Here is a 24,921-nt window from a genome sequence, read left to right as displayed (position 1 = left end):
CCCGGATCGCCCGGGTCACCCGGTGCGCCGGTCAGCGCACCGGGTGGCCGGCCTCGCGCAGGGCGTTCTTGACCTGCCCGATGCGCAGGTCGCCGAAGTGGAAGACACTCGCGGCCAGCACCGCGTCCGCGCCCGCCTCCACCGCCGGGGCGAAGTCGGCGAGCTTCCCCGCTCCGCCGGAGGCGATGACGGGGATGGTGACGTGCTTGCGGACGGCACCGACCATGGCGATGTCGTAGCCGTCCTTGGTGCCGTCGGCGTCCATGGAGTTGAGCAGGATCTCCCCGGCCCCCAGCTCGGCGGCCCGGTGCGCCCATTCCACCGCGTCGATGCCGGTGCCGCGCCGGCCTCCGTGCGTGGTGACCTCGAAGCCGGACGGCGTCACCGTCCCCTCCGGGCAGCGGCGGGCGTCCACCGACAGCACCAGCACCTGGCTGCCGAAGCGCTCGGCGATCTCCCGGATCAGTTCCGGGCGGGCGATGGCGGCGGTGTTGACACCCACCTTGTCGGCGCCCGCGCGCAGCAGCTTGTCCACGTCCTCGGTGGTGCGTACGCCGCCGCCCACCGTCAGCGGGATGAAGACCTGTTCGGCGGTACGGCGCACCACGTCGTAGGTGGTCTCGCGGTCGCCGGAGGAGGCGGTGATGTCGAGGAAGGTCAGCTCGTCGGCGCCCTCCGCGTCGTACACCTTGGCCATCTCGACCGGGTCGCCGGCGTCGCGCAGGTTCTGGAAGTTGACCCCCTTGACGACCCGGCCGCCGTCCACGTCCAGGCAGGGGATGACTCGTACGGCCAGGGACACTTAAGGGTGCTCCTTCGGTGTGCGGAAGGCTTCGATCTCCACCTCGACCAGTACGCGCGAGTCGACGAAGCCGGAGACGACCACGAGCGTCGCGACGGGGCGGACGGAGCCGAAGACCTCGCGGTGGGCGCGGCCCACCTCCTCCACGTCGCGCGCGTGGGTTATGTACATGCGGGTGCGGACGACGGAGCGGACGTCCAGGCCGAACGGCTCCAGGGCCGCCACTGCGCGCTCGAAGGCGGTCCGGGCCTGGACGTACGGGTCGCCCTCGCCCTGGATCGCCCCGTCGACCAGGGGCATCGTGCCCGCGACGAGGATCCGGTCGCCGATCTCGACGGCCCGGGCGAAACCGATGGTCTCCTCCCAGGGGCTGTCGCCGCGCACTCGCCGGAGCCGCCGGCCGTCCCCGTCCGTCTCCCCGTCTGCGTCGCTCTGCCGCCCCACCGCCGCGGACTCCGTCATCGGGACACTGCCTCCAGGGCCTCTTCCAGGGTGAACGCCTTGGCGTAGAGGGCCTTGCCCACGATGGCGCCTTCGACCCCCTCGGGTACCAGGGTGGCGATCGCACGCAGGTCGTCGAGGGAGGAGACGCCGCCGGAGGCGACGACCGGGCGGTCGGTGGCGGCGCAGACGTCCTTCAGCAGCTGGAGGTTGGGGCCCTTGAGGGTGCCGTCCTTGGCGATGTCGGTGACCACGTAGCGGGCGCAGCCCTCGGAGTTCAGGCGCTCCAGCGTCTCGTAGAGGTCGCCGCCGTCACGGGTCCAGCCGCGCCCGCGCAGGGTGGTGCCGCGCACGTCGAGGCCGACGGCGATCCGGTCGCCGTGCTCGGCGATCACCTTGGCGACCCACTCGGGGCTCTCCAGCGCGGCGGTGCCCAGGTTCACCCGGGTGCAGCCGGTGGCCAGCGCGGCGGCCAGGGAGGCGTCGTCGCGGATGCCGCCGGAGAGCTCGACCCTGATGTCCATGGTGCGGACGACCTCGGCGATCCGCTCGCGGTTGTCGCCGGTGCCGAACGCGGCGTCCAGGTCCACCAGATGCAGCCACTGCGCTCCCGCCCGCTGCCAGGCCAGGGCGGCCTCCAGCGGGTCGCCGTAGGAGGTCTCGGTGCCGGACTCGCCGTGGACGAGACGGACGGCCTGTCCGTCGCGGACGTCGACGGCGGGGAGGAGTTCGAGACGGTGGGTGCTCATCAGCTGGCGGTCCTAAGATCCTGGGGGTCGGTGGGGTGGCGGGTGGGGCTAGAGGGTGCTGATCCAGTTGGTCAGCAGCTGTGCGCCGGCGTCGCCGGACTTCTCGGGGTGGAACTGGGTGGCCCACAGCGGGCCGTTCTCCACGGCGGCGACGAACCGCTCGCCGTGGGTGGCCCAGGTGACCTTGGGGGCCGCCATGGCGGGGTTGGTGCTCTGGAGTTCCCAGTCGTGCACGGCGTAGGAGTGCACGAAGTAGTAGCGGGCGTCTGCGGGCAGGCCCGCGAACAGCCTGGAGTCCCCGGGCGCCTCGACGGTGTTCCAGCCCATGTGCGGTACGACGTCCGCCTTGAGCGGGCCGACCGTGCCGGGCCACTCGTCCAGGCCCTCGGCCTCGACACCGTGCTCGATGCCCCGGCCGAACAGGATCTGCATGCCGACGCAGATCCCCATCACCGGGCGCCCGCCGGCGAGCCGGCGCTCGACGACCCAGTCGCCGCGGGCCCTGCGCAGACCCGTCATGCAGGCGGCGAAGGCGCCGACGCCGGGCACGAGCAGCCCGTCGGCGTTCATCGCGGTGTCGTAGTCGCCGGTGATCTCCACCTCCGCGCCGGCCCGGGCCAGGGCACGCTCGGCCGAGCGCACGTTGCCGAAGCCGTAGTCGAAGACGACGACCTTCTTCCTCTCCGTCACGACCACACCTCCAGGCGCAGGATTCCGGCGATCAGGGACAGGGCGGCACCGATACCGAGCAGGGTGATGACTCCCTTGGGCATCCGCTGCTTCCAGAAGGAGACGGCGCCGCCGAGCAGGAAGAGTCCCACGAAGATCAGCACGATGGAGACACCGCTCACAGCGCGCCCTTGGTGGAGGGGATGCCCGTCTGGCGCGGGTCGATCTCGCTGGCGTAGCGCAGCGCGCGGGCCAGCGCCTTGAACTGGCACTCCACGATGTGGTGCGCGTTGCGGCCGTAGGGGACGTGGACGTGCAGGGCGATCTGCGCCTGGGCGACGAAGGACTCCAGGATGTGCCGGGTCATCGTGGTGTCGTAGCTGCCGATCATCGGCGCCATGTTCTCCGGCTCGCTGTGCACCAGGTACGGCCGCCCCGACAGGTCCACGGTCACCTGGGCGAGGGACTCGTCCAGCGGCACCGAGGCGTTTGCGAAGCGGACGATGCCCCGCTTGTCGCCCAGCGCCTGCCGGAAGGCGGCGCCGAGCGCCAGCGAGCTGTCCTCGATGGTGTGGTGGCTGTCGATGTGCAGGTCGCCCTCGGTCTTGACCGTGAGGTCGAACAGCCCGTGGCGGCCGAGCTGGTCGAGCATGTGGTCGTAGAAGCCGACCCCGGTCGACACGTCGACCTTCCCGGTGCCGTCGAGGTCGATCTCGACGACGACGGAGGTCTCCTTGGTGGTGCGCTCGACGCGACCCACACGGCTCATCGGTTGTTCTCCTTCAGTACTGCGCGTACCGCGTCGAGGAACGCGTCGTTCTCGGCCGGGGTGCCCGCGGTGACCCGCAGCCGGCCCGGCACTCCGTTGTCCCGGACCAGCACGCCCCGCTCCAGCAGCGCCTGCCACACGGCGTGGGCGCCGCCGGGGCCGTCGAAGTTCCCGAACTGCACGAAGTTGGCGTCGGAGTCGGTGACCTCGCAGCCCATCGCCCGCAGCTCGGCCACCAGCCGGTCCCGCTCGTCCTTGAGCTGCCGGACATAACCGAGGAGGGTGTCGGTGTGTTCCAGCGCGGCGAGCGCGGTGGCCTGGGTGACGGCGGACAGGTGGTAGGGCAGGCGCACCAGCTGGACGGCGTCGACGACGGCCGGGTGGGCGGCGAGGTAGCCCAGCCGCAGTCCGGCGGCGCCGAACGCCTTGGACATGGTGCGCGAGACCACCAGGCCCGGGCGGCCCTCGGTCAGCGGCAGCAGCGAGGGCCGGTGGCTGAACTCGCCGTACGCCTCGTCGACGATCACCATCGAGGGCCGGGCGGCCTGGGCGGCGTCGTACAGGGCCAGCACGGTCTTGGCGTCGACGGCCGTGCCGGTGGGGTTGTTGGGCGAGCAGACGAAGACCACGTGCGGCCGGCGCTCGGCGATGACCGCCTTCGCCGCCTCCACGTCGATGCGGAAGTCGTCGTCGCGCGGCCCGGAGATCCAGCCGGTGCCGGTGCCGCGGGCGATCAGGGCGTGCATCGAGTACGAGGGCTCGAAGCCGATCGCGGTGCGCCCCGGCCCGCCGAACGCCTGGAGGAGCTGCTGGAGCACCTCGTTGGAGCCGTTGGCGGCCCAGACGTTCTCCGCGGTGACCTCGTGCCCGGCGGTGCGCGTCAGATAGCGGGCCAGCTCGCCGCGCAGCTCCACCGCGTCGCGGTCGGGGTAGCGGTTGAGCCCGCGGGCGGCCTCGGCGACGCGTTCGGCGATGCGGGCCACCAGCGCCTCGGGCAGCGGGTAGGGGTTCTCGTTGGTGTTCAGCCGCACGGGCACGTCCAGCTGCGGCGCCCCGTAGGGGGACTTGCCGCGCAGTTCGTCCCGGATGGGCAGGTCGTCGATGCCGGTCACTTTCCCTGGGGCACCTTCCAGTCGAACCTCGCCTTGAGGGCCGCCCCGTGTGCGGGCAGGTCCTCGGCCTCCGCCAGGGTGACCACGTGGTGGGCCACGTCGGCCAGCGCGTCGCGGGTGTAGTCCACGACGTGGATGCCGCGCAGGAAGGACTGCACGGACAGCCCGGAGGAGTGGCAGGCGCAGCCGCCGGTGGGCAGCACGTGGTTGGAGCCGGCGCAGTAGTCGCCCAGCGAGACCGGGGCCCAGGGGCCGACGAAGACCGCGCCCGCGTTGCGGACCCGGGCGGCGACCTCGGCGGCGTTCTCGGTCTGGATCTCCAGGTGCTCGGCGGCGTAGGCGTCCACCACCGCCAGACCCTGGTCCAGGTCGTCCACCAGGATGGTGCCGGACTGCCGTCCGGCCAGCGCCTCGGCGATGCGCTCGGCGTGCTTGGTGGAGGCCACCTGGGAGGTCAGCTCGGAGTCGACGGCGTCGGCCAGCGCCTCGGAGGGGGTGACCAGGACGGCGGCGGCCAGGGTGTCGTGCTCGGCCTGGCTGATCAGGTCGGCGGCGACGTGGCGGGCGTCGGCGGTGTCGTCGGCGAGGACGGCGATCTCGGTGGGGCCGGCCTCGGAGTCGATGCCGATACGGCCCTTGAGCAGGCGCTTGGCGGCCGCGACCCAGATGTTGCCGGGGCCTGTGACCAGTTGGGCGGGCGCGCACTCCTCGGTGCCGTAGGCGAACATGGCGATCGCCTGGGCTCCGCCGGCGGCGTACACCTCCTCGACGCCCAGCAGGGCGCAGGCGGCCAGGATCGTGGGGTGCGGCAGCCCCCCGAACTCCTTCTGCGGCGGCGAGGCGACGGCCAGCGAGCCGACCTCGGCCTCCTGCGCGGGCACGACGTTCATCACCACGGACGACGGGTAGACGGCCCGCCCGCCGGGGACGTACAGGCCCACGCGCTCGACCGGCACCCAGCGCTCGGTGACGGTGCCGCCGGGGACGACGCGGACGGTGGAGTCGGTGCGCCGCTGGTCGCGGTGGACGATCCGGGCGCGGCGGATGGACTCCTCCAGCGCCGCCCGCACGGCCGGGTCGAGGTCGGCCAGTGCCTTGCCCAGTGCCTCGGCCGGGACCCGTACGCGCTCCAGCCGCACACCGTCGAAGCGCTCGTTGTACTCGATCACCGCGGCCGTGCCGCGATGGTGCACCGCGTCGCAGATCGGCCGCACCTTCTCCAGGGCGGCCTCGACGTCGAGTTCGGCTCGGGGCAGCAGCTCCCGCTCGACCCCGGCGGCGGCGAGGTCGCGTCCGCGCAGGTCGAGTCGGGTCATGGATACGGATCGAAGCACGTGTCCCAGTGTCTCAGACGCGATCCGGTGCCCGGCGCTCCGTATCAGTGCGTGATACGCGGTACGGGTGGGCCTGGAGAGGGCATCCAGATGTCAGTGCTGACCGATAGCGTCTTGATCGTCACGCAGTGCCATCTGTGACTTGGGGGACACATCGTGAGTGATGTTCCGAACAACGGTGATCCGCCGCCCGGGATCCGGCTGACCACCGCGGAGTGGGGCATGTGGCAGGCCTTCCGCAACGGCAGCGAGCACGACCTGCGCTCGGGCGAGGCGGAGCTGGACGACCCGAACGGCGACCACGAGTGGGGGCCGCAGCGGACGGTGCGGGCCCGCGTCGTCGCCCTGCTCCTGCTGCACGGTCCGCCGCCGCTGCTCGGGCGTGTCGCGTCCCTGCAGCTGACCGGTGTGTACGTGACGGGGCGGCTGGACCTGTCCGGCGGGACGGTCGAGCCGTACTTCGAGTTCCGGCAGTGCCGCTTCGAGCAGGAGGTGCTGCTGCACGAGTGCCGGCTGGTAACCGCCCGCATGATCGACTGCCACATACCCCGGCTGGAGGCCGCCCGGATGAGCACCGAGGGCGATCTCCACCTGCCGCGCTGCACCATTCCCGGCGGCGTCCGGCTCACCGACGCCTCCATAGGCACGGACCTGATGCTCAACGAGATGACGGTCGGCCGCGGAGAGCGAGTGCGGTCGCTGTCCGCCGACGGGATCGAGGTCGCCCAGGACCTCCAGGCCAGCCTGATGTTCGCCCAGGGAGAGGTGAGCCTGCGCGGTGCGGAGATCGGCGGCTCGCTGTTCATGTACGGCAGCGTCCTGCGCGGCGGCAACGGGCAGTACGCGCTGTACGCGCCTCAGATGACCGTGGAGCACTTCGCCCACTTCGCCTCCTCCGGGCCGCGCCGGCTGCCGGTCGTGCACGGCACCACCCCGCCGGGCGGCACCTCCTGGCCGCCTCCGGACGAGCACAGCCACATGGTGCGGCGCGTCAAGCGCTTCGAGTGCACCGGCGGGGTGAAGCTGGACGACGGGAAGTTCGGGGACTCGCTGGTGCTGGACGACGCGCGCTTCGTCCTCCAGCGCGACCAGGAGCTGTCGCTGCGCCGCGTCCAGACCCCGGAGCTGTGCTTCACGCCCGAGCGGCCGGGCGGCGGCCGGGTGGTGCTCGCGGGGGCGACCGTGGACAACCTGGTGGACAGGGTGGAGAGCTGGCCGGTGGACGAGGGGCTGTGGATGGCCGGGTTCACCTACCAGAACCTGATCCCGCGCGGCCGGTTCACCCTCGCCCAGCGGCTGCGGTGGCTGGAGACGGCGACGCCGGAGTACGCCCCGGAGCCGTACGAGCAGCTCGCGGCGGTGATGCGCAACAGCGGGGAGGACGCGGACGCGCGCGCGGTGCTGCTGGCCAAGCAGCGCCGCCGCCGCGAGACCCTGCCGCTGGCCGCCAAACTGTGGGGTTATCTGCAGGACTGGACGGTCGCCTACGGCTACCGGCCGGGCCAGGCCGCCCTGTGGATGGCGGTGCTGTGGGCCTCGGGCACGGTGCTGTTCGCCCGGCGGCCGCCGGCTCCGCTCAAACCGGGGGAGTCGCCGCACTGGAACGCCCCGCTGTACGTCCTGGACCTGCTGCTGCCGGTGATCGACCTGGGTCAGGACAGCCACTGGAGGCCAGGGGGGAGCTACCAGTGGACGGCCGCGGCGCTGATCATGCTCGGCTGGGTGCTGGCCACCACGGTCGCGGCCGGGGCCACCCGGCTGCTGAGACGCCAGTGAGCGTGCCCGGCGGGCGGGTGCGGCGGACGGGTGGCGGGTGACGGAGGCGCCCCGCGGCGGGGAGGCCGTAGGCTGCGGCTGTGACCACCACGCGCCTACCGATCTTCCCCCTCAACACCGTGCTGTTCCCGGGGCTGGTGCTGCCGCTGAACATCTTCGAGCAGCGGTACCGCGCCCTGATGCGCGACCTGCTGGAGATCCCCGAGGACGCGCCGCGCCGCTTCGGGGTGGTCGCCATCCGGGACGGCCGCGAGGTCGCCCCCACCTCGGTCGGGATGCCGGACCCCACGGAGCGGGCCGCCGCCGGGCCGGCCGCGGGCTTCGGCCCCGACCCGATGCGCGCCTTCCACACGGTGGGCTGCGTCGCCGACGCCACGTCCATCCGCGAGCGCTCCGGCGACGGCGGGGAGGCCGGCGAGGACGTGGACGGCGACGGGGAGCGGGACGGCGGGAGCACGGGCGGCTACGAGGTGCTGGCCACCGGCACCACCCGCTTCCGGCTGCTGTCCGTCGACGCCTCGGGACCGTATCTGGTCGGCGAGGTCGAGGAACTGCCGGAGGACGGCGGCGAGGGGGCGGGCGCGCTCGCCTCCGGTGTGCTGCGGGCCTTCCGCGCCTACCAGAAGCAGCTGGCCGGCGCGCGGGAGAGGACCCTGGCCGGGAGCCAGGAGCTGCCGGACGAGCCGTCGGTGGTGTCGTATCTGGTGGCCGCCGCCACCGTCCTGGACACCCCGGCCAAGCAGCGGCTCCTACAGGCTCCGGACACCGCCACGCGGCTGGCCGAGGAGCTGAGGATCCTCAGGCGCGAGACGGCACTGATCGGCAGGCTCCCCTCCGTTCCCGCCGCCGATCTCACCCGTGTGCCGACCAGCCCGAACTGAGAGCCCCCGTTCCCCGGCGCCGCCGGGGAACGGCGACCGCACACCAGCACCGACCGACGCGAGGCACGGCGAGAATGGCCAGGAAGAAGCAGAAGACGAATTCCGGGGGCACCCCGGCGACGGTGGCCGCCACGAAGGCGGGCGTGGACTTCACCCTCCACTCCTACGAGCACGACCCGGCGGCCCCCTCCTACGGGGAGGAGGCCGCCGAGGCGCTCGGTCTCGACCCGGGGCAGGTGTTCAAGACCCTCGTCGCGGACGTCGACGGCGCACTGACCGTGGCGGTCGTCCCCGTCTCCGGCTCGCTGGACCTCAAGGCTCTGGCCGCGGCGGCCGGCGGCAAGCGGGCCGCGATGGCCGATCCTGCCGCGGCCGAGCGCGCCACGGGCTATGTGCGCGGCGGAATCTCCCCGCTGGGCCAGCGCAAGGCGCTGCCGACGGTGGTGGACGCCTCGGCCGGGGGGCACGCCACCGTCTGCGTCTCGGCCGGGCGCCGCGGGCTGGAGATCGAGCTGGCCCCGGCCGACCTGGTGAAGCTCACCGGTGCGGTGACGGCGCCGATCGCCCGGTCCCGGTAGCCGGACGGCCGCCCCGGCGGCGGGCCGAGGCGCTGGGCGGGCCGAGGCGCTGGGCGGGGTGGCGCACCGGCGCCGGAGGGCTCACGCCCCCGGCCGGTCCTCCGCGCCGCCCGGCGGCGGGCCCCATCCGGGGTGGAGCGGGTGGGCGGGCTCGGGGTCCCGTGGGCCGAACAGGGACGTGAGGGCCAGGTGGACGCCCAGCGCGGCCAGCGGCCACACCAGCAGCGCCCCCTTGGCGTGGAGCTCCAGCGGTGCGTCGAAGACCCGGCCCTCGCCCACGGCCCCGGCCCGGGCCACCACGTCCTGGTCCGGGCCGAGCTGCACCCCCAGCCACCAGGCCAGCAGCGAGCCGGCCAGCGCACCGGCCGCCAGGCCGATCACCACGCCGACACCACCGCGGCACCGGGCCAGGAAGACCGCGGCCCCGCTCAGCGCGCCGATGCCCAGGGCCAGCAGGACGAACGTGCCGTCGGCGCCGACCGTCTCCTCGCCCTCGGAGTCCTTGAGGTAGACGGCCGTGCCGTCCGAGATCAGCGGAACCCTGGGGGCCAGCCACAGCCACAGCAGCCCGAGCGCCACTCCCAGGGCCGCCACGGCCACGGCCACCGCCGCGGCTTCGAGGGCCTCCCGCCCCGCCGGGGCACCGCCGTCCCCGCCCTCACCGGGGTTCCCACCGGGGTCCTTGCCGCGCGGGGTGCTCCCCCACGGGTCGTAGGGCGGGGGCGACTGGGACGAGCCGTGGTCCGGGGAGGGAGGCGTCGGTGCGGTCACCCCGCCATCGTGCCAGGTCCGGCCCCCGGCCCGCCGGGCGGTACCGCACATGGTGATCACCCGGCCCGGGCGGCGGCCGGGTGCGGAACCGGAGCGGCTCTCAGCGCACCGCGGCCCGGCGGTACGCCCAGGCGGCGGCGGCCAGTGCCGCGGCTCCGACGACGGCGCACACCCCCAGGTCGAGGATCACCTCGTCCCAGTGCGGCCGGGGCCCGAGGACGGCGGCCAGCGCCTCCACACCGTACGTCGAGGGCAGCAGGTCACGCAGCAGCCGGACCGGCTCCGGCAGACCTCCGGCCGGGAGCACGCCCAGCAGCAGGGCCGCCGACATGCCCAGCTGCCCGCAGAGCGTGGCCAGCTCCTGGCGGGGCGCGAGCAGGCCGAGGGCCGCGCCGAGCCCGGCGAGCGCCGCGCCGGCCAGCGGCACCACCGCCGCCAGCAGCCACAGCCCGTCCAGCGGAAGTCCGTAGAGCAGGCAGCCGGCCACCGCGGTGACGGCCGTGCCGGGCACCGTGAAGGAGGCGTACGCGCCCGCCGTGCCCAGCACCACCGCGGCGGGCGGCACCGGCAGGGTGGCGTAGTGGTCCAGTCCCCCGGAGGCACGCAGCTGGCCGAAGTACTGGGCCAGGAGGTTGAGCGCGACGAAGGCGACCACCAGCACGCTGGAACCGGCCACCACCGCCCGCGCCTCCTGCCCGGGCCCCCCGTCGACGACCCCGCGCATCAGGACCATGATCCCGACCGACTGGAAGGTCGCCACGAACAGCAGCGGGATGCGGGCCACCCGCGCCCGGGAGAGCTGGGCCCGGTAGACGGCTCCCAGGGCGGGCCACAGCCTCGCGCCCGGGGCGAGCGGGGCGGCTTTCGCCCCTTGCGCCTCCCCGCCGGTTCCCGCGCTCCCGGCGGCCTCCGCGGCCTCCGCGGCCTCCCGCCGGGTCCTCGCCACGGCCGTGCTCACGCCTTCACCAGACCTTCCGTGTGTCCTCCCAGTGCCAGATAGACGTCCTCCAGACTCGGCGTGGCGAGGGTGAAGTCGTCCAGCGCGGCGAACGCCGGGCCGCCGGTGACGGCGGCGACCGCCGCGCGCGCCTCCTCGGGAGGCAGCCGCAGCGTCCAGCGGCGGCCCGTCCCCGCGGTGTCCGGGCACAGCGCGGCGACCTCGGGGACTTCCAGCGGCGGCCGGTCGCGCCACACCAGCTCCAGCCGTACGTCCTCACCGAGCATGGCTTTCAGGCCGGCCGGGGTGCCGCAGGCCACCGCCCGGCCGCGGTCCATCACCGCGACCCGGTCCAGGACCAGCTCGGCCTCGATGACGTTGTGGGTCACCAGGATCACCGTGGCCCCGCGCTCGGCGCGCCGCCGGTCGACCGCCGCCCACACCGCGCGCCGCGCGACGGGGTCCATGCCGGTGGTCGGTTCGTCCAGCACCAGCAGGGGCCGCTCCCCCACCAGCGCCGCCGCCACACAGGCCAGCCGCCGCTGGCCGCCGGAGAGCCGCTTCAGGGGGCGTGAGGCGATCGCGCCGAGCCCCAGTTCCTCCAGGACCTCGCCGCTCTCGCGCCGCGCGGCCGCCGCGTCCAGACCGCGCAGCCGTCCTGTGGTCTCGGCGGCCAGCGCCACGGTCAGCTCGTCCAGCGCGGTGGACTCCTGGCCGAGGTAAGCCAGCAGCCGCGCGGCCCGCCGCGGATGGCGGACCAGGTCGTGGCCGAGGACCTCGACGCGCCCGGAGTCGGGGCGCAGCAGTCCGGTGAGCTGCCGCACCAGGGTGGTCTTCCCGGCGCCGTTCGGGCCGAGCAGTCCGAAGACCTCCCCGTGCCGGACGGTCAGGCCGACGTTGTCGCTGGCCCGTACGGCGGCGGTGGCGGGGGCTCCGCGGCGGCCACGCCGGGCGGGGTAGGTCTTGACCAGGTCGTGGACGCGTACGGCGGCCTCCGCCGGCGTCTCCACGCTGTCCACCGCGTCGCCCACCGCCTGCCCAGTGCCCGTGCTCACGAGCTACGAGGGTACGCGCCCGGCGCGGGCTCACTCCGCGGCGGGGGCGCGTTCGCCCGCGGTGCGGGCGTCGATCTCGCGCCAGAAGCCCGCGCGGATCGCGTAGCGGTCCTGTTCGTCGATCTGGTCGTCCTTGTGCGCCAGCAGGCCGAAGCGGGCGGCGTAGCGCAGCAGCTCGCCGTCGATGCGGTGCGGGATGCGGGGGTACTCCCCCGACAGCGTCCTCAGGTGGGCGGTGGTCGCCAGCCGCTCGATCCAGCGGCGGGCGAAGACCTGGCCGACCTCGAAGGGATCGCCACTGACGGTGGTGATGTCCTCCTCGCGGTCGGCCCACCGCTGCTCGGCGGTGGTGAGCTGGGCCAGCATCGGCAGGGCGGCGGACTCGGGGGACTCGGGGGCGGCGCCCCGGTCGACCCAGCCCTTGTCGGAGGACCAGCGCAGGGTGGCGCCGGCGGGCCCGGGGGAGGCGCTGTGGGTGTGCGCGGCGGGCCTGCCGAGTCCGGCGAGGTCCTTGGGGGTGGGCACCCCCCGGCCGTGGCCGGTGTCGGCGGCCCGCCCCTCCCCTTCCGCGAGACCTTCCATGCCTTCCCGTTCCCCTCCCGCGAGCCCTGCCGCGGGTCCCCGGGCCGCCTCCTCGGCGAACTCCCCGGCCGCGGGGGCCTCGGCGCGGTTCCCGCCGGGGGCCGGGGCCGGGGCCGGGGCCGGGACCGGAACGGTGCTGCCCCCGGCGCCCGCGGCGTCCGCCGTGCTCGCGGCGCCTCCGGCGTCCGGCGCGGAGACGCCGGGGACGCCGGAGGCGGCGGCCGGGGCGCTCCCGCCGGAGGGGGCGGGCTCGGGCAGCGGGGCGGAGAGGATGGCGGCGATCTCGGGCTGCTGGGGCGGGCACACCCCGGTCAGGTCCCTGGCCCGTACGGCACGGGTGATCCAGGCCCTGTCCAGTACGCGCCGCTCGTCGGCCTCGGCCACCAGGTCCTCGGACTGGTTGTAGTCGCCGTCGGCCGCCTGGACCGCCCACAGGTGGACGGCCACTCCGTGCTCCTTGGCGGACATCAGCCCGGGCAGCAGATCGCCGTCCCCGGTGACCAGCACGATGTCGGAGCAGGCGCGGTTGCGGGCCAGTTCCGTCAGCTCGGCGTGCATGGCGGCGTCCACGCCCTTCTGCGCCCACCGCCCCTCGCTGCGGGTGAGGGCGCCGAGCCGCACCGTCACGCGCGGCATGACCCGCAACCGCCGGTGCTCGGGCTGGGGCACCCGGTCGGGGGCGCCGTCGAACCAGTAGATGCGCAGCAGCCGGCAGCCGGTGTCCAGCTCCGCGCGCTCGCGCAGCCCCTGGACGAGCACGGAGTGGTCCACGGTGATCCGGGAGCGCGCGGGCTCGCCCGCCAGGAGGCTCGCGGCGGCGCCCAGGAGATATCCGGCGTCCACCAGGACGACGCAGCGGTCCACGCTCCACCCACTCTCGGTACGACCGGCACGACCGGTACGGCCGCCGGGGCCGGTGACGTCTGGCGCGGCCGCGGCGCGCTCGCCCCGGCCCCGTTCCTCGGAGTCTGTTTCGAGTCTGCCCGACCGTACAGGGCTTATGGGCCCCGGCTCGATCTTCGGCGTGGCGGGAGGCCGGTGTCCACCGTGCGGACGGCCCCTTCCCGGCGGAAGGGCGGCCGCCGGGGGGTGTCGCCCGACATGCGCACCGTGCGAACGCGTGCGACGCTGGGCTCGGCCCATCGTTCCGAGATCCGCACAGGAGGCGATCGTGGGCAAGCGCAAGAAGGAGAACCGCGAGCAGCACGGCAGGCGCACCGCCGCCGAGGAGACGCAGGAGCAGTCGAAGGCCACCGCCGAGCGGATGGCGCGGACGCAGCCGGCCGCGCAGGGAACCCCCGCCGACGTGGCGCGCAAGCACCGCAGGCGCTTCGGCCACAACTGACACCGGCCGCCGCGCACGGCACCGCGGCGGCCGTCGCACGGGGCGCCCCGAGGAGGACCGGGGCGCCCCGTGGCGCGTCCGGCCCGTCTCAGCCGGCCAGGCAGGAGGGGCCGAGCAGTGCCTTGAGGTCGCCGAAGAGCGCGGGATCGGCGGTGACCCGGTGCCGGTCCAGGCGCAGCACCGTCGTCTTGCGGCTGCCCTGGAGCCTGACCCGTACCTCGGTGGAGCCGCGGTGGTGGGTGAGCACCTCTCCCAGCTTCTCCACCAGCGGCGGGGTGACCTTGACGGTGGGGATGGTGATGGTGACGGGCGCGTCGGAGGCGGCGTCCGACAGGTCGGGGACCATCAGCTCCATGGCGACCAGCCGGGGGACGTCCTCGCGCTTGTCCAGGCGTCCCTTGACGAAGACCACCGCGTCCTCCACGAGCTGGGTGGAGACGAGCTGGTAGGTGGCGGGGAAGAACATGCAGTCGATCGAGCCCGCCAGGTCCTCCACGGTGGCGATCGCCCAGGCGTTGCCCTGCTTGGTCATCTTCCGCTGGAGGCCGGAGATGATGCCGCCGATGGTGACGATCGAACCGTCGGAGAAGTCGCCGCCGGTGAGCTGGGAGATCGCCGCGTCCGTCTTGTCGGACAGCACGTGCTCGAGCCCGAACAGCGGGTGGTCGGAGACGTAGAGGCCGAGCATCTCGCGCTCCTGTGCGAGCAGGTAGCTCTTGTCCCACTCCTCGGGGGAGAACTCCACGTCCATGCCGAAGCCGGGGCCGCTGTCGGAGGACTCCTCCCCCATCCCGCCGAAGAGGTCGAACTGCCCCTCGGCCTCCTTCCGCTTGACCTGCACCACGTTGTCGATCATGGTCTCGAAGTGCGCGGTCAGGCCCTTGCGGGTGTGGCCCAGCTCGTCGAAGGCCCCGGCCTTGATCAGCGACTCGACCGTGCGCTTGTTGCACACCACCGCGTCGACCTTGTCGAGGAAGTCGGGGAAGGAGGTGTACCTCCCCTTGGCCTTGCGGCAGGCGACGATGGAGTCCACCACGTTCTGGCCGACGTTGCGCACGGCGGTCAGCCCGAAGACGATCGTGTCGTCGCCGCGCGGGGTGAAGTTCGCCTCGGACTCGTTGACGTCCGGCGGCAGCACCTTGATGCCCATGCGCCGGCACTCGTTGAGGTAGACGGCCGACTTGTCCTTGTCGTCGCGCACCGAGGTCAGCAGGGCGGCCATGTACTCGGCCGGGTAGTTCGCCTTGAGGTAGGCCGTCCAGTAGGAGACCAGCCCGTACGCCGAGGAGTGCGCCTTGTTGAAGGCGTATCCGGCGAAGGGCACCAGCACGTCCCACACGGCCTGGATGGCCTCGTCGGAGTAGCCCTTCTCCCGGGCGCCCTTCTGGAAGTTGACGAACTCGGCGTCCAGGACTTCCTTCTTTTTCTTACCCATCGCCCGGCGCAGCAGGTCGGCCTGTCCGAGGCTGTACCCGGCGAGCACCTGGGCGGCCTTCTGTACCTGCTCCTGGTAGACGATCAGGCCGTAGGTGATGTCGAGGACCTCCTTGAGAGGCTCCTCCAGCTCCGGGTGGATCGGGGTGATCTCCTGCTGCCCGTTCTTGCGCAGCGCGTAGTTGATGTGGGAGTTCATCCCCATCGGACCGGGCCGGTACAGGGCCGAGACCGCGGAGATGTCCTCGAAGTTGTCGGGCTTCATCATGCGCAGCAGGGAGCGCATGGGGCCGCCGTCGAACTGGAAGACGCCCAGGGTGTCGCCGCGCTGGAGCAGCTCGAAGGTCTTGGGGTCGTCCAGCGTGAGGTCGAGCAGGGTGATGTCGACGCCCTTGTTGGCCTTCACCAGCTTGACGGCGTCGTCCATGATCGTGAGGTTGCGCAGGCCCAGGAAGTCCATCTTCAGCAGGCCGAGCGACTCACAGGTGGGGTAGTCCCACTGGGTGACCACCGCGCCGTCGTTCTTGGGGCTGAAGACCGGCACGTGGTCGATCAGCGGCTCGCTCGACATGATCACACCCGCGGCGTGCACGCCCATCTGCCGCACCAGGCCCTCGATGCCGCGGGCTGCGTCGATGACCTTCTTCACGTCCGGCTCGTTCTCGTACATCCCCCGGATCTCGCCCGCCTCGTTGTAGCGGGGGTGCTTGGGGTCGGTGATGCCGGACAGGGGGATGCCCTTGCCCAGGACGTCGGCGGGCATCGCCTTGGTGATGCGGTCGCCCATGGCGTACGGGTAGCCCAGCACCCGGGCGGAGTCCTTGATCGCGGCCTTCGCCTTGATGGTGCCGTAGGTGCCGATCTGGGCGACCTTGTCCGCGCCGTACTTCTCGGTCACATAGCGGATGACCTCACCGCGCCTGCGCTCGTCGAAGTCGATGTCGACGTCGGGCATGGAGACGCGCTCGGGGTTGAGGAACCGCTCGAAGATCAGCCCGTGCTCGATCGGGTCGAGGTCGGTGATGCCCATGGCGTACGCCACGATCGAGCCGGCCGCGGAGCCGCGGCCCGGGCCGACGGCGATGCCGTTGTTCTTGGCCCACATGATGAAGTCGGCGACGACCAGGAAGTAGCCGGGGAACCCCATCTGGACGATGACGTCCATCTCGTAGTCGGCCTGCTTCTGCCGGTCCCCGGGGACGTTGCCGGAGTACCGGCGGGCCATGCCGCGGCGGACCTCCTCGCGGAACCAGGACTCCTCGGTGTGGCCTTCGGGGACGGGGAAGCGGGGCATCAGGTCCTGCTTCTCGAACCATCCCTCGGCGTCGATCTGCTCGGCGACCAGGAGGGTGTTGCGGCAGCCCTCCTGCCAGGCGTCGGAGGAGTCGATGGCGTACATCTCCTCCGTGGACTTCAGGTAGTAGCCCGAGCCGTCGAACCGGAAGCGGTCGGGGTCGGAGAGGTTCTTGCCGGTCTGGATGCACAGCAGCGCGTCGTGCGCCTCGGCCTCGTGGGAGTAGGTGTAGTGGCTGTCGTTGGTGACCAGCGGGGGGATGCCCAGCTTCTTCCCGATCTCCAGCAGCCCGTCGCGGACCCGGCGCTCGATCTCGATGCCGTGGTCCATCAGTTCCAGGAAGTAGCGGCCCTTGCCGAAGATGTCCTGGTAGTCGGAGGCGGCCTTGAGCGCCTCGTCGAACTGGCCGAGCCGCAGCCTGGTCTGCACCTCGCCCGAGGGGCAGCCGGTGGAGGCGATCAGGCCCTCGGAGAACTCGGCGATCATCTCCCGGTCGGTCCTGGGCCACTTGACGAAGAAGCCCTCCATGTAGGCGTCCGAGGAGAGCCGGAAGAGGTTGTGCAGGCCGGCCTTGTTCGAGGCCCAGATCGTCTTGTGGGTGTAGCCGCCGGAGCCGGAGACGTCGTCGCGCTTCTGGTGGGGCTGGCCCCACTGGACGCGCCGCTTGTACCGCCGCGACTGCGGGGCGACGTAGGACTCGATGCCGATGATCGGCGTGATGCCCGCCTTGGTGGCGTGCTGGAAGAAGTCGTAGGCACCGTGGAGGTTGCCGTGGTCGGTCATGGCGATGTGCGTCATGCCCATCTCCTGACACGCCTCGAACATGTCCTTCAGCCGCGCCGCACCGTCCAGCAGGGAGTACTGCGTGTGTACGTGCAGGTGTGTGAACGGCGGTTTGGCCACGGCGGATGTCCTCCAACGAGCGGGCGTGCGGCGGTTCCCTGAACGGGTCCGAAGTCTACGTCCCGGCGGGCGGCGGGAGCCCTCTGCCCGGCGGGCGCGAGGCCCGTTCCCGCGCGCCCCCGCGCCTGTCGCCGCCGCGCCCCCGCGCGAGCCCTCACGAGATCCCGTGCGCCCCCAACGCGGGACCCCGCTGCCACACAGGTCACACCGCCCGCACCCGCGGCCGCGGGCATCGGTCGTGTTGCGATCCTCACCCGGCCCACGCCCTTTAGGCACTTCTTAACGGAGCCCGTGGCACACTCGGCTGCGATGAGCGGGACCGGCTTCACCGACACAGGCATCCGGGCGGTGCGCGCCGCGGTCTTCACCGCGGTGTGCCTCGTGCTGTCCGCGGGCGCCCATGTGCTGCTCTCGGCCGGTCCCCTGCCGTATCCGCCGCTCCTGGCGGTCGGCGCGGCGGTGTTCGTGATCGCCTTCGCCTTCGCCGGACGCGAGCGGGGCTTCGGGGCGATCGCCGCGCTGCTGGTGCCGCTGGAGCTGGCCGCCGACACCGTCTTCACCACCGGCCAGCACGCCTGCTACGGGCAGGCCGGCGGCCCGGTGGCCGGGCCGCTGCGGGCGGTCGGGCTGGACCTGCTGTGCGCGGGGGGCGACTTCGGCACGCCGCTGGCGCGGATGACCGCCTCCGGCGCGTCCCCGCTGCCCGTGGCCGCCCACCCGGCCGCCCCGTGGCTGCTGCTGGCCGCGCATGTGGCCGTCGGCCTCACCGCGGCCGCGTGGCTGCACCGGGGCGACGCGGCGCTCGCCCGGCTGCTGCGCGCCGCCGCGGCGGCCGTCTTCCGGCCGCTGCTGCTGGCCGCGGAAGCCCGGAGCGCGGCCGGCGAGGCCCCCGGCCGGGTGCTGCGCCCCGCCCGCCGCACCCGCACGCGCCGCGTGCTCCCCCTGCTGACCCACTCCGTCGTACGGCGCGGACCTCCGTGCTCCGCGGCCCTCGCCGCCTGAGCACCACCGCCCCCACCCACTCACGTACCGGACACGGAGAACACACCCCCATGAGCAAGCGCAACAGCCAGGAAGCCAAGCGCGCCGCCCGCGAGCGGCTGCGGGCCGAGCGGGAGAAGCAGGCCAAGAAGGACAAGCTGCGCCGCCAGGCGGTCGTCGGCGGCTCGGTGCTGGCGATCCTCGCGGTCGCGGGCGGCATCGGCTTCGCCGTCGCCAACATGGACGACGGCGGCAGTGACAAGTCCTGGGCCGACGCGGCGGACAAGAAGCTGGTGAAGCCTGCCAACTCCTCCGGGAAGAACGGCACGATCGTCCTCATCGGCGACGAGGACGCCAAGAAGACGATCGACGTCTACGAGGACATGCGCTGCCCCGCCTGCGCCAACTTCGAGCAGGCCCTGGGCGAGACGGTCAAGAAGGGCGCCGAGGACGGCAAGTACAAGCTGCAGATCCACCTCGGCAGCATCATCGACGGCAACTTCGGCGGCGACGGCTCCAAGAACGCCACCAGCGCCCTGGGTGCCGCGCTGGACGTGAGCACCGAGGCGTTCAGCGAGTACCACTCCCTGCTGTACTCGGCCGAGCACCACCCGCCGGAGAACCAGGACAAGTTCGCCGACAACGACTACCTGCTGAAGGTCGCCGAGAACGTCGACGCGCTCAAGGACAACAAGGAGTTCGAGACGGCCGTCGAGAAGGGCACCTACGACAAGTGGGCGCTCGAGATGATCGACAGCTTCAACGAGGCCGGTGTCCAGGGCACCCCGACCGTCCGGATCGACGGCAAGGACGTCGAGGTCAGCACGCTGCCCGCCGAGCTGGAGAAGCTCGGCGCCAAGTGAGCCGGCCGGCGGCCGGCGGCACCGCTCCCGGTGCCGCCGGCTGCCGGGCCGCACCGGCCCGCCGGTGCGCCGCCTTACGCGGCGTACCGGCGGGCCGGTCCCGTCCGGTGGGGCGGTGCGGTGCGGTGGCGCCGTGTGTCCCTGCACGGTGCGGTGCGGGTGCGGCCAGATCCGGCTCACGCCTCTTCCAGGACAACGCCGTTCGACCGGTTGGCGAACTCTTTCCGGCGCCCTGTCCCGTAGCTCTACCGGCACGTAGCATCTGCGGCCGTGACCGACACCCACACCGCATCCCACACCCCTGCCCCCACGCGGCGCACGGTCGTCGCGGCCACCGCCGCGACCGCCGCCGGCGCGGCGCTGCTGCCGCTGAGCACCCCGCAGCGCGCCCGGGCCGCGGACGGCCCGGCCTTCGCCCACGGCGTCGCCTCCGGCGATCCGCTGCCCGACGGCGTCCTGCTGTGGACCCGTGTCACCCCCTCCCCCGACGCGACGCCCGGCTCCGGAGCGGGCGCGCCCGTGGAGGTCGGCTGGGAGGTCGCCGAGGACCGCGCCTTCACCCGCGTCGTCGCCTCCGGCCGCACCACCGCCACCGCGGAGGCCGACCACACCGTCAAGGCCGATGTGCGCGGGCTGCGCCCGGCCACCGGTTACCACTACCGCTTCTCGGCCGGGGGCATCCTCTCCCCGGCAGGCCGCACCCGCACCGCTCCCGCCGACGGCACGGCCGCGGACCGCGTCCGCTTCGGGGTGGTCTCGTGCTCCCACTACGAAAGCGGCTTCTTCTCCGCCTACCGCCACCTCGCCGCCCGTGCCGACCTGGACGCGGTCCTCCACCTGGGCGACTACATCTACGAGTACGGCAAGGGCGAGTACCCGCTCAAGGACGGCGTCGTCCGCGAGATGCGCCCCGTCCACGAGACGGTCACCCTGGCCGACTACCGGCAGCGCCACGCCCACTACAAGAGCGACGCCGATCTCCAGGCGCTGCACGCCGCGCACCCGGTGATCGCGATCTGGGACGACCACGAGACGGCCAACGACGCCTGGTCCGGCGGCGCGGAGAATCACACACCCGGCGCGGAGGGCGAGTGGGAGGCGCGAGCCGCTGCCGCGCGCCGGGCGTACTTCGAGTGGATGCCGGTGCGCCCCTCCGTCGAGGGCACCGTCTACCGGCGGCTGCGCTTCGGCGACCTCGCCGATCTCCACCTGCTCGACCTGCGCTCCTTCCGCGACCGCCAGGCGGGCATCGGCAGCGGCGACGTGGACGACCCCGGCCGCACCATCACCGGCCGCGCGCAACTGGACTGGCTGAAGTCCTCCCTGGCGTCCTCCGGCGCCCGGTGGCACCTGGTGGGCACCTCGGTGATGATCTCGCCCATGGCCTTCGGCTCCGTGCCGGCGTACCTGCTCGGGCCGCTGGCCGAGCTGCTCGGCGTGCCCCGCGAGGGTCTGGCCGTCAACGTCGACCAGTGGGACGGCTACACCGACGACCGCCGCGAGCTGCTGACGCACCTGCGCGACCGCGGTATCGGCAACACCGTCTTCCTCACCGGCGACATCCACATGGCCTTCGCCAACGACGTGCCCCTGCGGGCCGCGACCTATCCGCTCCAGCGTCCGGTGGCCACGGAGTTCGTGGTCACCTCCGTCACCTCCGACAACATCGACGACATCCTGGGGGTGCCGCCGCACACCGTCTCCTCCGTGGCGGAGGCCGCCGTACGCGCCGCCAACCGGCACACCAAGTGGCTCGACATGGACTCGCACGGCTACGGCGTCCTCGACGTGGACGCCGAACGGACCCAGATGGACTACTACGCGCTGTCGGACAAGACCGACCCGCGGGCGTCCGCCGTCCACGTGCGCTCCTACCGGACCCGCTCGGGCACGCAGCGGGTGGAGCGCGCGGAGGACCCCGTGCGCTGAGGACTCTCCCCGTGCGGGAGGCCCGCGCTCCGGGCCTCCCGCACGCGCTTCGCGCGGCCTGCGGGGTTCAGCGGCCCGCCGGCTCCTCCAGCTCCGCCAGGAAGCCGAGTGCTGTCCGCCAGGTCAGCTCGGCCGCCTCCTTGTCGTGGTCCGGCAGGCCGGGGTCGGTGAACAGGTGCCCGGCCCCGGGGTAGCGGTGCACCTCGACGTCCGCGCCCGCCCGACGCATCCGCAGGTACCAGGCGTTCAGCCAGTCGTGCGGCTCGAACGGATCGGGGTCGGCGACGTGGAGCTGCACGGGCAGGTCGTCGACGGCCGCGTCCTCGGGGATGTCGGAGGTGCCGTGCAGGAGCAGCAGCCCGCGGGCGCGGGTGTCGGCGAGCGCGAGGTTCTGGGCGATCGCCCCGCCCAGGGAGAACCCGGCATACACCACCCCGCGCTCGGAGAGGGGGGCGGTGGCGGCGACGGCCCTTCTCAGCAACTCGTCGCGGCCGATCCCGTCCTTGATCGCCATGCCCTCCTCGACCGTCCGGGCCGTCCGCCCGCCGTACAGGTCGGGGGTGTGGACCTCGTGCCCGGCCTCCCTGAGCCTGACGGCCGCCTCCTCGACGGCGGGGCGCGGCCCGTAGGCGGAGTGGAACATCACAACGGTGGGCACGGTGTCACTTCCTTAGCAGGTCAGCCTCATGATCCACGTCACGGCGCCGCGCCGGGAGGCGGAGTCCTCCCATGGTGCCAGGTACGGTCGGTGGGGTCCTTTTTCCGTTCCCAGGAGTCTTGACGAGGAGTTCACACCACCATGGAGAACGTGCTGCGACCGCTGATCGTCTTCGGCGGCGCCATCATCCTGGCGTTCGCCGTCGGCTGGGCGGTGGACCGCGCGCTGCGGCGCATGGACGCCCGGCACCCGGAGACTCCGCTGTGGGGCCTGCTGCGCAGCGGCCGGGTCCCGCTCCAGGCGGTGGTCTTCGTCGGTCTGCTCAACGCCTTCGCGGACGAGACGCACCTGGCCAGGGACCACCAGAAGGCCGTCGACCTGTGGCTGAACCTGATACTGATCGGGGCCGCCGCGTGGCTGATGCTGCGGGTGCTGACCGCCGTGGTGGAGACGGCCTACTCCCGGTACGCCGGGATCGCCCACGACGCGGCGCGGGTGCGGCGGGTGCGCACCCAGCTGACGCTGATCAAGCGGCTGGCCACGGCGGTGGTCACCGTGATCGCCGGCGCGGCGATGCTGCTGCAGTTCCCCGCGATGGAGAAGCTGGGCGCCTCCATGCTGGCCTCCGCCGGTGTGCTGGGCATCGTCGCCGGTATCGCCGCCCAGTCCACGCTGGGCAACCTCTTCGCCGGCCTGCAGATCGCCTTCGGCGACATGGTGCGCATCGGCGACACGGTGATCGTGGACGGCGAGTGGGGGACGGTCGAGGAGATCACCACCTCCTATCTGGTGGTCCTCACCTGGGACGAGCGCAGGATCACCATGCCGGTGTCCTACTTCACCAGCAAGCCCTTCGAGAACTGGACCCGCGGCAACCCGCAGATGACCGGCACCGTCTACCTCCACCTCGACCACTCGGCGCCCATCGCCGAGATCCGGCGGAAGACCGAGGAGATCGTGCGTGCCAGCGACGCCTGGGACGGCCGCAGCCACGGCCTGGTGGTGACCGACTCCACGCCCACCACGGTCGAGGTCCGCGCGACGATGACGGCGCGCACCCCCGACGACATCTGGACGCTGCGCTGCCAGGTCCGCGAGGGGCTGATCACCTGGCTCCACCGGGAGCACCCCTACGCCCTGCCCCGCGTCACCACCGCGCAGGCGGCCCCGGCCCCGGCCTTCGAGCGGGGGCCGGAGCGTGAGGAGGCGGGTGTGGACGGCCGGGCGAACGGCGGACGGCCGGGGATACCGGACGCGCGGAAGCCCGGCTGAGAAGAGGCCTCGAAGCGATCAGCCCGGCACGGGCCCTGTGGGGCCGCGGTGTACGCCTCGGGTGTACTCCGCGGCCCCGCGGCGTACACGCCCCTACGCGCTCTCGGCCCGGATCCTGTCCAGCGCGGTCTGCAGGTCGTCGGGGTAGTCGCTGGAGAACTCCGTCCAGCGGCCGTCCGCGGGGTGTTCGAAGCCCAGCCGTACCGCGTGCAGCCACTGCCGAGTCAGCCCCAGGCGCCCGGCCAGCTTCGGATCGGCTCCGTAGGTGGTGTCGCCGACGCACGGATGCCGGTGGGCGGCCATGTGGACGCGGATCTGGTGGGTGCGGCCGGTCTCCAGCTTGATGTCGAGCAGGCTGGCGGCCCGGAACGCCTCGATGAGGTCGTAGTGGGTGACCGACGGCTTGCCGTCGGCGGTGACGGCCCACTTGTAGTCGTGGACGGGGTGCCGCCCGATGGGGGCGTCGATCGTGCCGCTGAGCGGGTCGGGGTGGCCCTGGACGAGCGCGTGGTAGCGCTTGTCGACCGTGCGCTCGCGGAACTGCTGCTTGAGCAGGGTGTAGGCACGCTCGGACTTGGCGACCACCATCAGGCCGGAGGTGCCCACGTCCAGCCGGTGCACGATGCCCTGCCGCTCGGCCGCGCCCGAGGTGGAGACGCGGAAGCCGGCGGCGGCCAGCCCGCCGATCACGGTGGGGCCGCTCCAGCCGGGACTGGGATGGGCGGCCACGCCGATCGGCTTGGCGACGACCACGATGTCGTCGTCGTCGTGCACGATCTCCATGCCCTCCACGGGCTCGGCCACCACCTGGACCGGGGCCGGCGGTGCGGGCATCTCGACCTCGATCCAGGCCCCGCCGCGCACCCGCTCGGACTTGCCGACCTCACCGCCGTCGAGCCGGACCTTCCCCGTGGCGGCCAGCTCGGCCGCCTTCGTACGGGAGAAGCCGAACATCCTGGCCAGGGCCGCGTCTATGCGCTCGCCCTCCAGGCCGTCGGGTACGGGCAGGGTACGGATCTCGGGAAGCTGGCTCACCCGGTCGAGTATGCCGGAAGCCGGTGGCGCCCCCGCCCGGCGGGCAGGCGCACGCGCCCGGCGGGGCCTTCCCCGCGGGCCGGGATGGACCGGCCGCGGACGGGGGCCGGTCAGTCCTTGTGAACGGTTCCGTCGGGGTCCAGGCCCCGGAAGGAGAGCAGCACGATCAGCACCCCGCCGCAGACGATCGCCGAGTCGGCCAGATTGAAGACGGCGAAGTGGGCGGGCGCGATGAAGTCCACCACATGCCCCTGGAAGACCCCGGGCGAGCGGAAGACCCGGTCGGTGAGATTGCCCAGGGCCCCGCCCAGCAGCAGTCCGAGGGCGATGGCCCAGGGGGTGCTGTACAGCTTGCGGGCGATCCGCGCGATCACCACGATCACGGCCGCCGCGATGACGGTGAAGACGACGGTGAGGGCCTCGCCGATGCCGAAGGCCGCGCCCGGGTTGCGCACGGCCTGGAACCGCAGCCAGGTGCCGATCACCTCGATCGGGTCGTGGCCCTCCAGCTTCTCGACCACGAGGATCTTGGTGACCAGGTCCAGGGCGTAGGCGACGGCCGCCACGATGGCGAGTTCCACCGTCCGCCGCCGTCCGCGGGGGGCCGGCCCGCCGTCGCTACCGGACCCGCCGCCGGACTCGGCCGCACCCCGGCCGGCGGCTGTGTCCACGGTCTCGGTCTCGGTCTGCGCCTCGCCCGGCTGCTCGCCGGACCGTTCCACCTCTGTCACGTGATGCAGGGTACGTCACG

The 24,921-nt window shown here is 73.0% G+C and carries 24 protein-coding genes; 8 read left to right on the top strand and 16 right to left on the bottom strand.

Going from position 1 to position 24,921, the window contains the following annotated elements; all coding sequences use genetic code 11:
- Positions 1 to 31: 31 nt before the first annotated feature.
- Genes hisF through hisD form a run of 8 tightly spaced genes read right to left on the bottom strand, consistent with a single transcriptional unit; the run spans position 32 to position 5,858 of the window.
- Entirely contained in the window at positions 32 to 802 is a 771-nt protein-coding gene (gene hisF, locus IQ279_RS01830) for an imidazole glycerol phosphate synthase subunit HisF (protein WP_206346457.1), read from the bottom strand.
- Positions 803 to 1,264, bottom strand: coding sequence for a RidA family protein (locus IQ279_RS01825; protein WP_206346456.1), 462 nt, complete (start codon positions 1,262 to 1,264; stop codon positions 803 to 805).
- Entirely contained in the window at positions 1,261 to 1,992 is a 732-nt protein-coding gene (priA, locus tag IQ279_RS01820; RefSeq protein WP_093848396.1) for a bifunctional 1-(5-phosphoribosyl)-5-((5-phosphoribosylamino)methylideneamino)imidazole-4-carboxamide isomerase/phosphoribosylanthranilate isomerase PriA, read from the bottom strand. The genes IQ279_RS01825 and priA overlap by 4 nt, the downstream gene beginning before the upstream one ends.
- A 48-nt stretch (positions 1,993 to 2,040) precedes the next feature.
- Positions 2,041 to 2,682, bottom strand: coding sequence for an imidazole glycerol phosphate synthase subunit HisH (hisH, locus tag IQ279_RS01815; RefSeq protein ID WP_206346455.1), 642 nt, complete (start codon positions 2,680 to 2,682; stop codon positions 2,041 to 2,043).
- Positions 2,679 to 2,843: a CG2302 family histidine operon protein gene (locus tag IQ279_RS01810; protein ID WP_206346454.1), complete on the bottom strand. Its 165-nt coding sequence runs from the start codon at positions 2,841 to 2,843 to the stop codon at positions 2,679 to 2,681. The genes hisH and IQ279_RS01810 overlap by 4 nt, the downstream gene beginning before the upstream one ends.
- Positions 2,840 to 3,430 carry an imidazoleglycerol-phosphate dehydratase HisB gene (gene hisB / locus IQ279_RS01805; protein WP_093655257.1) on the bottom strand — a complete coding sequence of 197 codons (591 nt, stop codon included), beginning with the start codon at positions 3,428 to 3,430 and terminating at the stop codon, positions 2,840 to 2,842. Before hisB ends, IQ279_RS01810 begins: the two co-directional genes overlap by 4 nt.
- Positions 3,427 to 4,542: a histidinol-phosphate transaminase gene (locus IQ279_RS01800; protein WP_206346453.1), complete on the bottom strand. Its 1,116-nt coding sequence runs from the start codon at positions 4,540 to 4,542 to the stop codon at positions 3,427 to 3,429. Before IQ279_RS01800 ends, hisB begins: the two co-directional genes overlap by 4 nt.
- Positions 4,539 to 5,858: a histidinol dehydrogenase gene (gene hisD / locus IQ279_RS01795; protein ID WP_206346452.1), complete on the bottom strand. Its 1,320-nt coding sequence runs from the start codon at positions 5,856 to 5,858 to the stop codon at positions 4,539 to 4,541. The genes IQ279_RS01800 and hisD overlap by 4 nt, the downstream gene beginning before the upstream one ends.
- Positions 5,859 to 6,032: 174 nt before the next feature.
- On the opposite strand from hisD, the gene IQ279_RS01790 reads away from it, so the two are divergent.
- From IQ279_RS01790 to ybaK, 3 genes are all read left to right on the top strand, one after another.
- Complete coding sequence (locus IQ279_RS01790; RefSeq protein WP_206346451.1) at positions 6,033 to 7,652, top strand: oxidoreductase; 1,620 nt, start codon at positions 6,033 to 6,035, stop codon at positions 7,650 to 7,652.
- Positions 7,653 to 7,732: 80 nt separating this feature from the next.
- Positions 7,733 to 8,533 carry an LON peptidase substrate-binding domain-containing protein gene (locus IQ279_RS01785; protein WP_206346450.1) on the top strand — a complete coding sequence of 267 codons (801 nt, stop codon included), beginning with the start codon at positions 7,733 to 7,735 and terminating at the stop codon, positions 8,531 to 8,533.
- A gap of 74 nt (positions 8,534 to 8,607) precedes the next feature.
- A complete protein-coding gene (gene ybaK, locus IQ279_RS01780; RefSeq protein ID WP_206346449.1) occupies positions 8,608 to 9,111 on the top strand; it encodes a Cys-tRNA(Pro) deacylase in 504 nt (167 codons plus the stop codon).
- A gap of 81 nt (positions 9,112 to 9,192) precedes the next feature.
- On the opposite strand, the gene IQ279_RS01775 is transcribed toward ybaK, so the two are convergent.
- From IQ279_RS01775 to IQ279_RS01760, 4 genes are all read right to left on the bottom strand, one after another.
- Positions 9,193 to 9,882, bottom strand: coding sequence for a hypothetical protein (locus IQ279_RS01775; RefSeq protein ID WP_206346448.1), 690 nt, complete (start codon positions 9,880 to 9,882; stop codon positions 9,193 to 9,195).
- A 100-nt stretch (positions 9,883 to 9,982) separates the two neighbouring features.
- A complete protein-coding gene (locus IQ279_RS01770) occupies positions 9,983 to 10,840 on the bottom strand; it encodes an ABC transporter permease (protein WP_307792016.1) in 858 nt (285 codons plus the stop codon).
- The gene (locus IQ279_RS28600; protein ID WP_372445059.1) at positions 10,837 to 11,874 is read right to left on the bottom strand and encodes an ABC transporter ATP-binding protein; all 1,038 of its coding nucleotides are present in this window, start codon (positions 11,872 to 11,874) and stop codon (positions 10,837 to 10,839) included. Before IQ279_RS28600 ends, IQ279_RS01770 begins: the two co-directional genes overlap by 4 nt.
- 30 nt (positions 11,875 to 11,904) lie before the next feature.
- On the bottom strand, positions 11,905 to 13,320 hold the full coding sequence (locus tag IQ279_RS01760) for an NYN domain-containing protein (RefSeq protein WP_206346447.1): 1,416 nt from the start codon (positions 13,318 to 13,320) through the stop codon (positions 11,905 to 11,907).
- Positions 13,321 to 13,627: 307 nt separating this feature from the next.
- Here IQ279_RS01760 and IQ279_RS01755 point away from each other — a divergent pair, with 307 nt between their 5' ends.
- The gene (locus IQ279_RS01755) at positions 13,628 to 13,801 is read left to right on the top strand and encodes a hypothetical protein (RefSeq protein WP_206346446.1); all 174 of its coding nucleotides are present in this window, start codon (positions 13,628 to 13,630) and stop codon (positions 13,799 to 13,801) included.
- Positions 13,802 to 13,889: 88 nt separating this feature from the next.
- Here IQ279_RS01755 and dnaE read toward each other — a convergent pair whose 3' ends face one another.
- The gene (gene dnaE, locus IQ279_RS01750) at positions 13,890 to 17,432 is read right to left on the bottom strand and encodes a DNA polymerase III subunit alpha (RefSeq protein ID WP_206346445.1); all 3,543 of its coding nucleotides are present in this window, start codon (positions 17,430 to 17,432) and stop codon (positions 13,890 to 13,892) included.
- 309 nt (positions 17,433 to 17,741) lie between these two features.
- Between dnaE and IQ279_RS01745 the strand changes: the two genes are divergently transcribed.
- The 3 genes from IQ279_RS01745 to IQ279_RS01735 all read left to right on the top strand — a co-directional run bounded on the left by IQ279_RS01745 (position 17,742) and on the right by IQ279_RS01735 (position 21,205).
- Positions 17,742 to 18,434 (top strand): hypothetical protein, encoded by a 693-nt coding sequence (locus IQ279_RS01745; RefSeq protein ID WP_241027388.1) that lies wholly within the window; start codon positions 17,742 to 17,744, stop codon positions 18,432 to 18,434.
- Between the two features lie 50 nt (positions 18,435 to 18,484).
- On the top strand, positions 18,485 to 19,276 hold the full coding sequence (locus IQ279_RS01740; RefSeq protein ID WP_206346444.1) for a thioredoxin domain-containing protein: 792 nt from the start codon (positions 18,485 to 18,487) through the stop codon (positions 19,274 to 19,276).
- Positions 19,277 to 19,546: 270 nt separating this feature from the next.
- Positions 19,547 to 21,205, top strand: coding sequence for an alkaline phosphatase D family protein (locus tag IQ279_RS01735; RefSeq protein ID WP_206346443.1), 1,659 nt, complete (start codon positions 19,547 to 19,549; stop codon positions 21,203 to 21,205).
- A 67-nt stretch (positions 21,206 to 21,272) separates the two neighbouring features.
- On the opposite strand, the gene IQ279_RS01730 is transcribed toward IQ279_RS01735, so the two are convergent.
- The gene (locus tag IQ279_RS01730; protein ID WP_307792012.1) at positions 21,273 to 21,863 is read right to left on the bottom strand and encodes a dienelactone hydrolase family protein; all 591 of its coding nucleotides are present in this window, start codon (positions 21,861 to 21,863) and stop codon (positions 21,273 to 21,275) included.
- Positions 21,864 to 22,004: 141 nt separating this feature from the next.
- On the opposite strand from IQ279_RS01730, the gene IQ279_RS01725 reads away from it, so the two are divergent.
- Positions 22,005 to 23,135: a mechanosensitive ion channel family protein gene (locus tag IQ279_RS01725; protein ID WP_206346442.1), complete on the top strand. Its 1,131-nt coding sequence runs from the start codon at positions 22,005 to 22,007 to the stop codon at positions 23,133 to 23,135.
- A 93-nt stretch (positions 23,136 to 23,228) separates the two neighbouring features.
- On the opposite strand, the gene IQ279_RS01720 is transcribed toward IQ279_RS01725, so the two are convergent.
- Positions 23,229 to 24,170: an RluA family pseudouridine synthase gene (locus tag IQ279_RS01720; protein WP_206346441.1), complete on the bottom strand. Its 942-nt coding sequence runs from the start codon at positions 24,168 to 24,170 to the stop codon at positions 23,229 to 23,231.
- A 110-nt stretch (positions 24,171 to 24,280) separates the two neighbouring features.
- Positions 24,281 to 24,901 carry a signal peptidase II gene (gene lspA, locus IQ279_RS01715; protein ID WP_372445058.1) on the bottom strand — a complete coding sequence of 207 codons (621 nt, stop codon included), beginning with the start codon at positions 24,899 to 24,901 and terminating at the stop codon, positions 24,281 to 24,283.
- Positions 24,902 to 24,921 lie beyond the last annotated feature (20 nt).

This window comes from Streptomyces verrucosisporus (genome assembly GCF_017114865.1).
GTDB classification, from domain to species: Bacteria; Actinomycetota; Actinomycetes; order Streptomycetales; family Streptomycetaceae; genus Streptomyces; species Streptomyces fenghuangensis.
Note: the sequence above shows the minus strand (reverse complement) of the source record. Positions and strands in the feature narration are given on the sequence as shown.

Bases quoted from the DNA above. Each gene is read 5' to 3' on its own strand.
- IQ279_RS01725 (WP_206346442.1), top strand. From the start codon at position 22,005: ATGGAGAACGTGCTGCGACCGCTGATCGTCTTCGGCGGCGCCATCATC.
- ybaK (WP_206346449.1), top strand. From the start codon at position 8,608: ATGGCCAGGAAGAAGCAGAAGACGAATTCCGGGGGCACCCCGGCGACG.
- IQ279_RS01740 (WP_206346444.1), top strand. From the start codon at position 18,485: ATGAGCAAGCGCAACAGCCAGGAAGCCAAGCGCGCCGCCCGCGAGCGG.
- IQ279_RS01825 (WP_206346456.1), bottom strand. From the start codon at position 1,264: ATGACGGAGTCCGCGGCGGTGGGGCGGCAGAGCGACGCAGACGGGGAG.
- hisB (WP_093655257.1), bottom strand. From the start codon at position 3,430: ATGAGCCGTGTGGGTCGCGTCGAGCGCACCACCAAGGAGACCTCCGTC.
- priA (WP_093848396.1), bottom strand. From the start codon at position 1,992: ATGAGCACCCACCGTCTCGAACTCCTCCCCGCCGTCGACGTCCGCGAC.
- IQ279_RS01745 (WP_241027388.1), top strand. From the start codon at position 17,742: ATGAGCGGGACCGGCTTCACCGACACAGGCATCCGGGCGGTGCGCGCC.
- hisD (WP_206346452.1), bottom strand. From the start codon at position 5,858: ATGACCCGACTCGACCTGCGCGGACGCGACCTCGCCGCCGCCGGGGTC.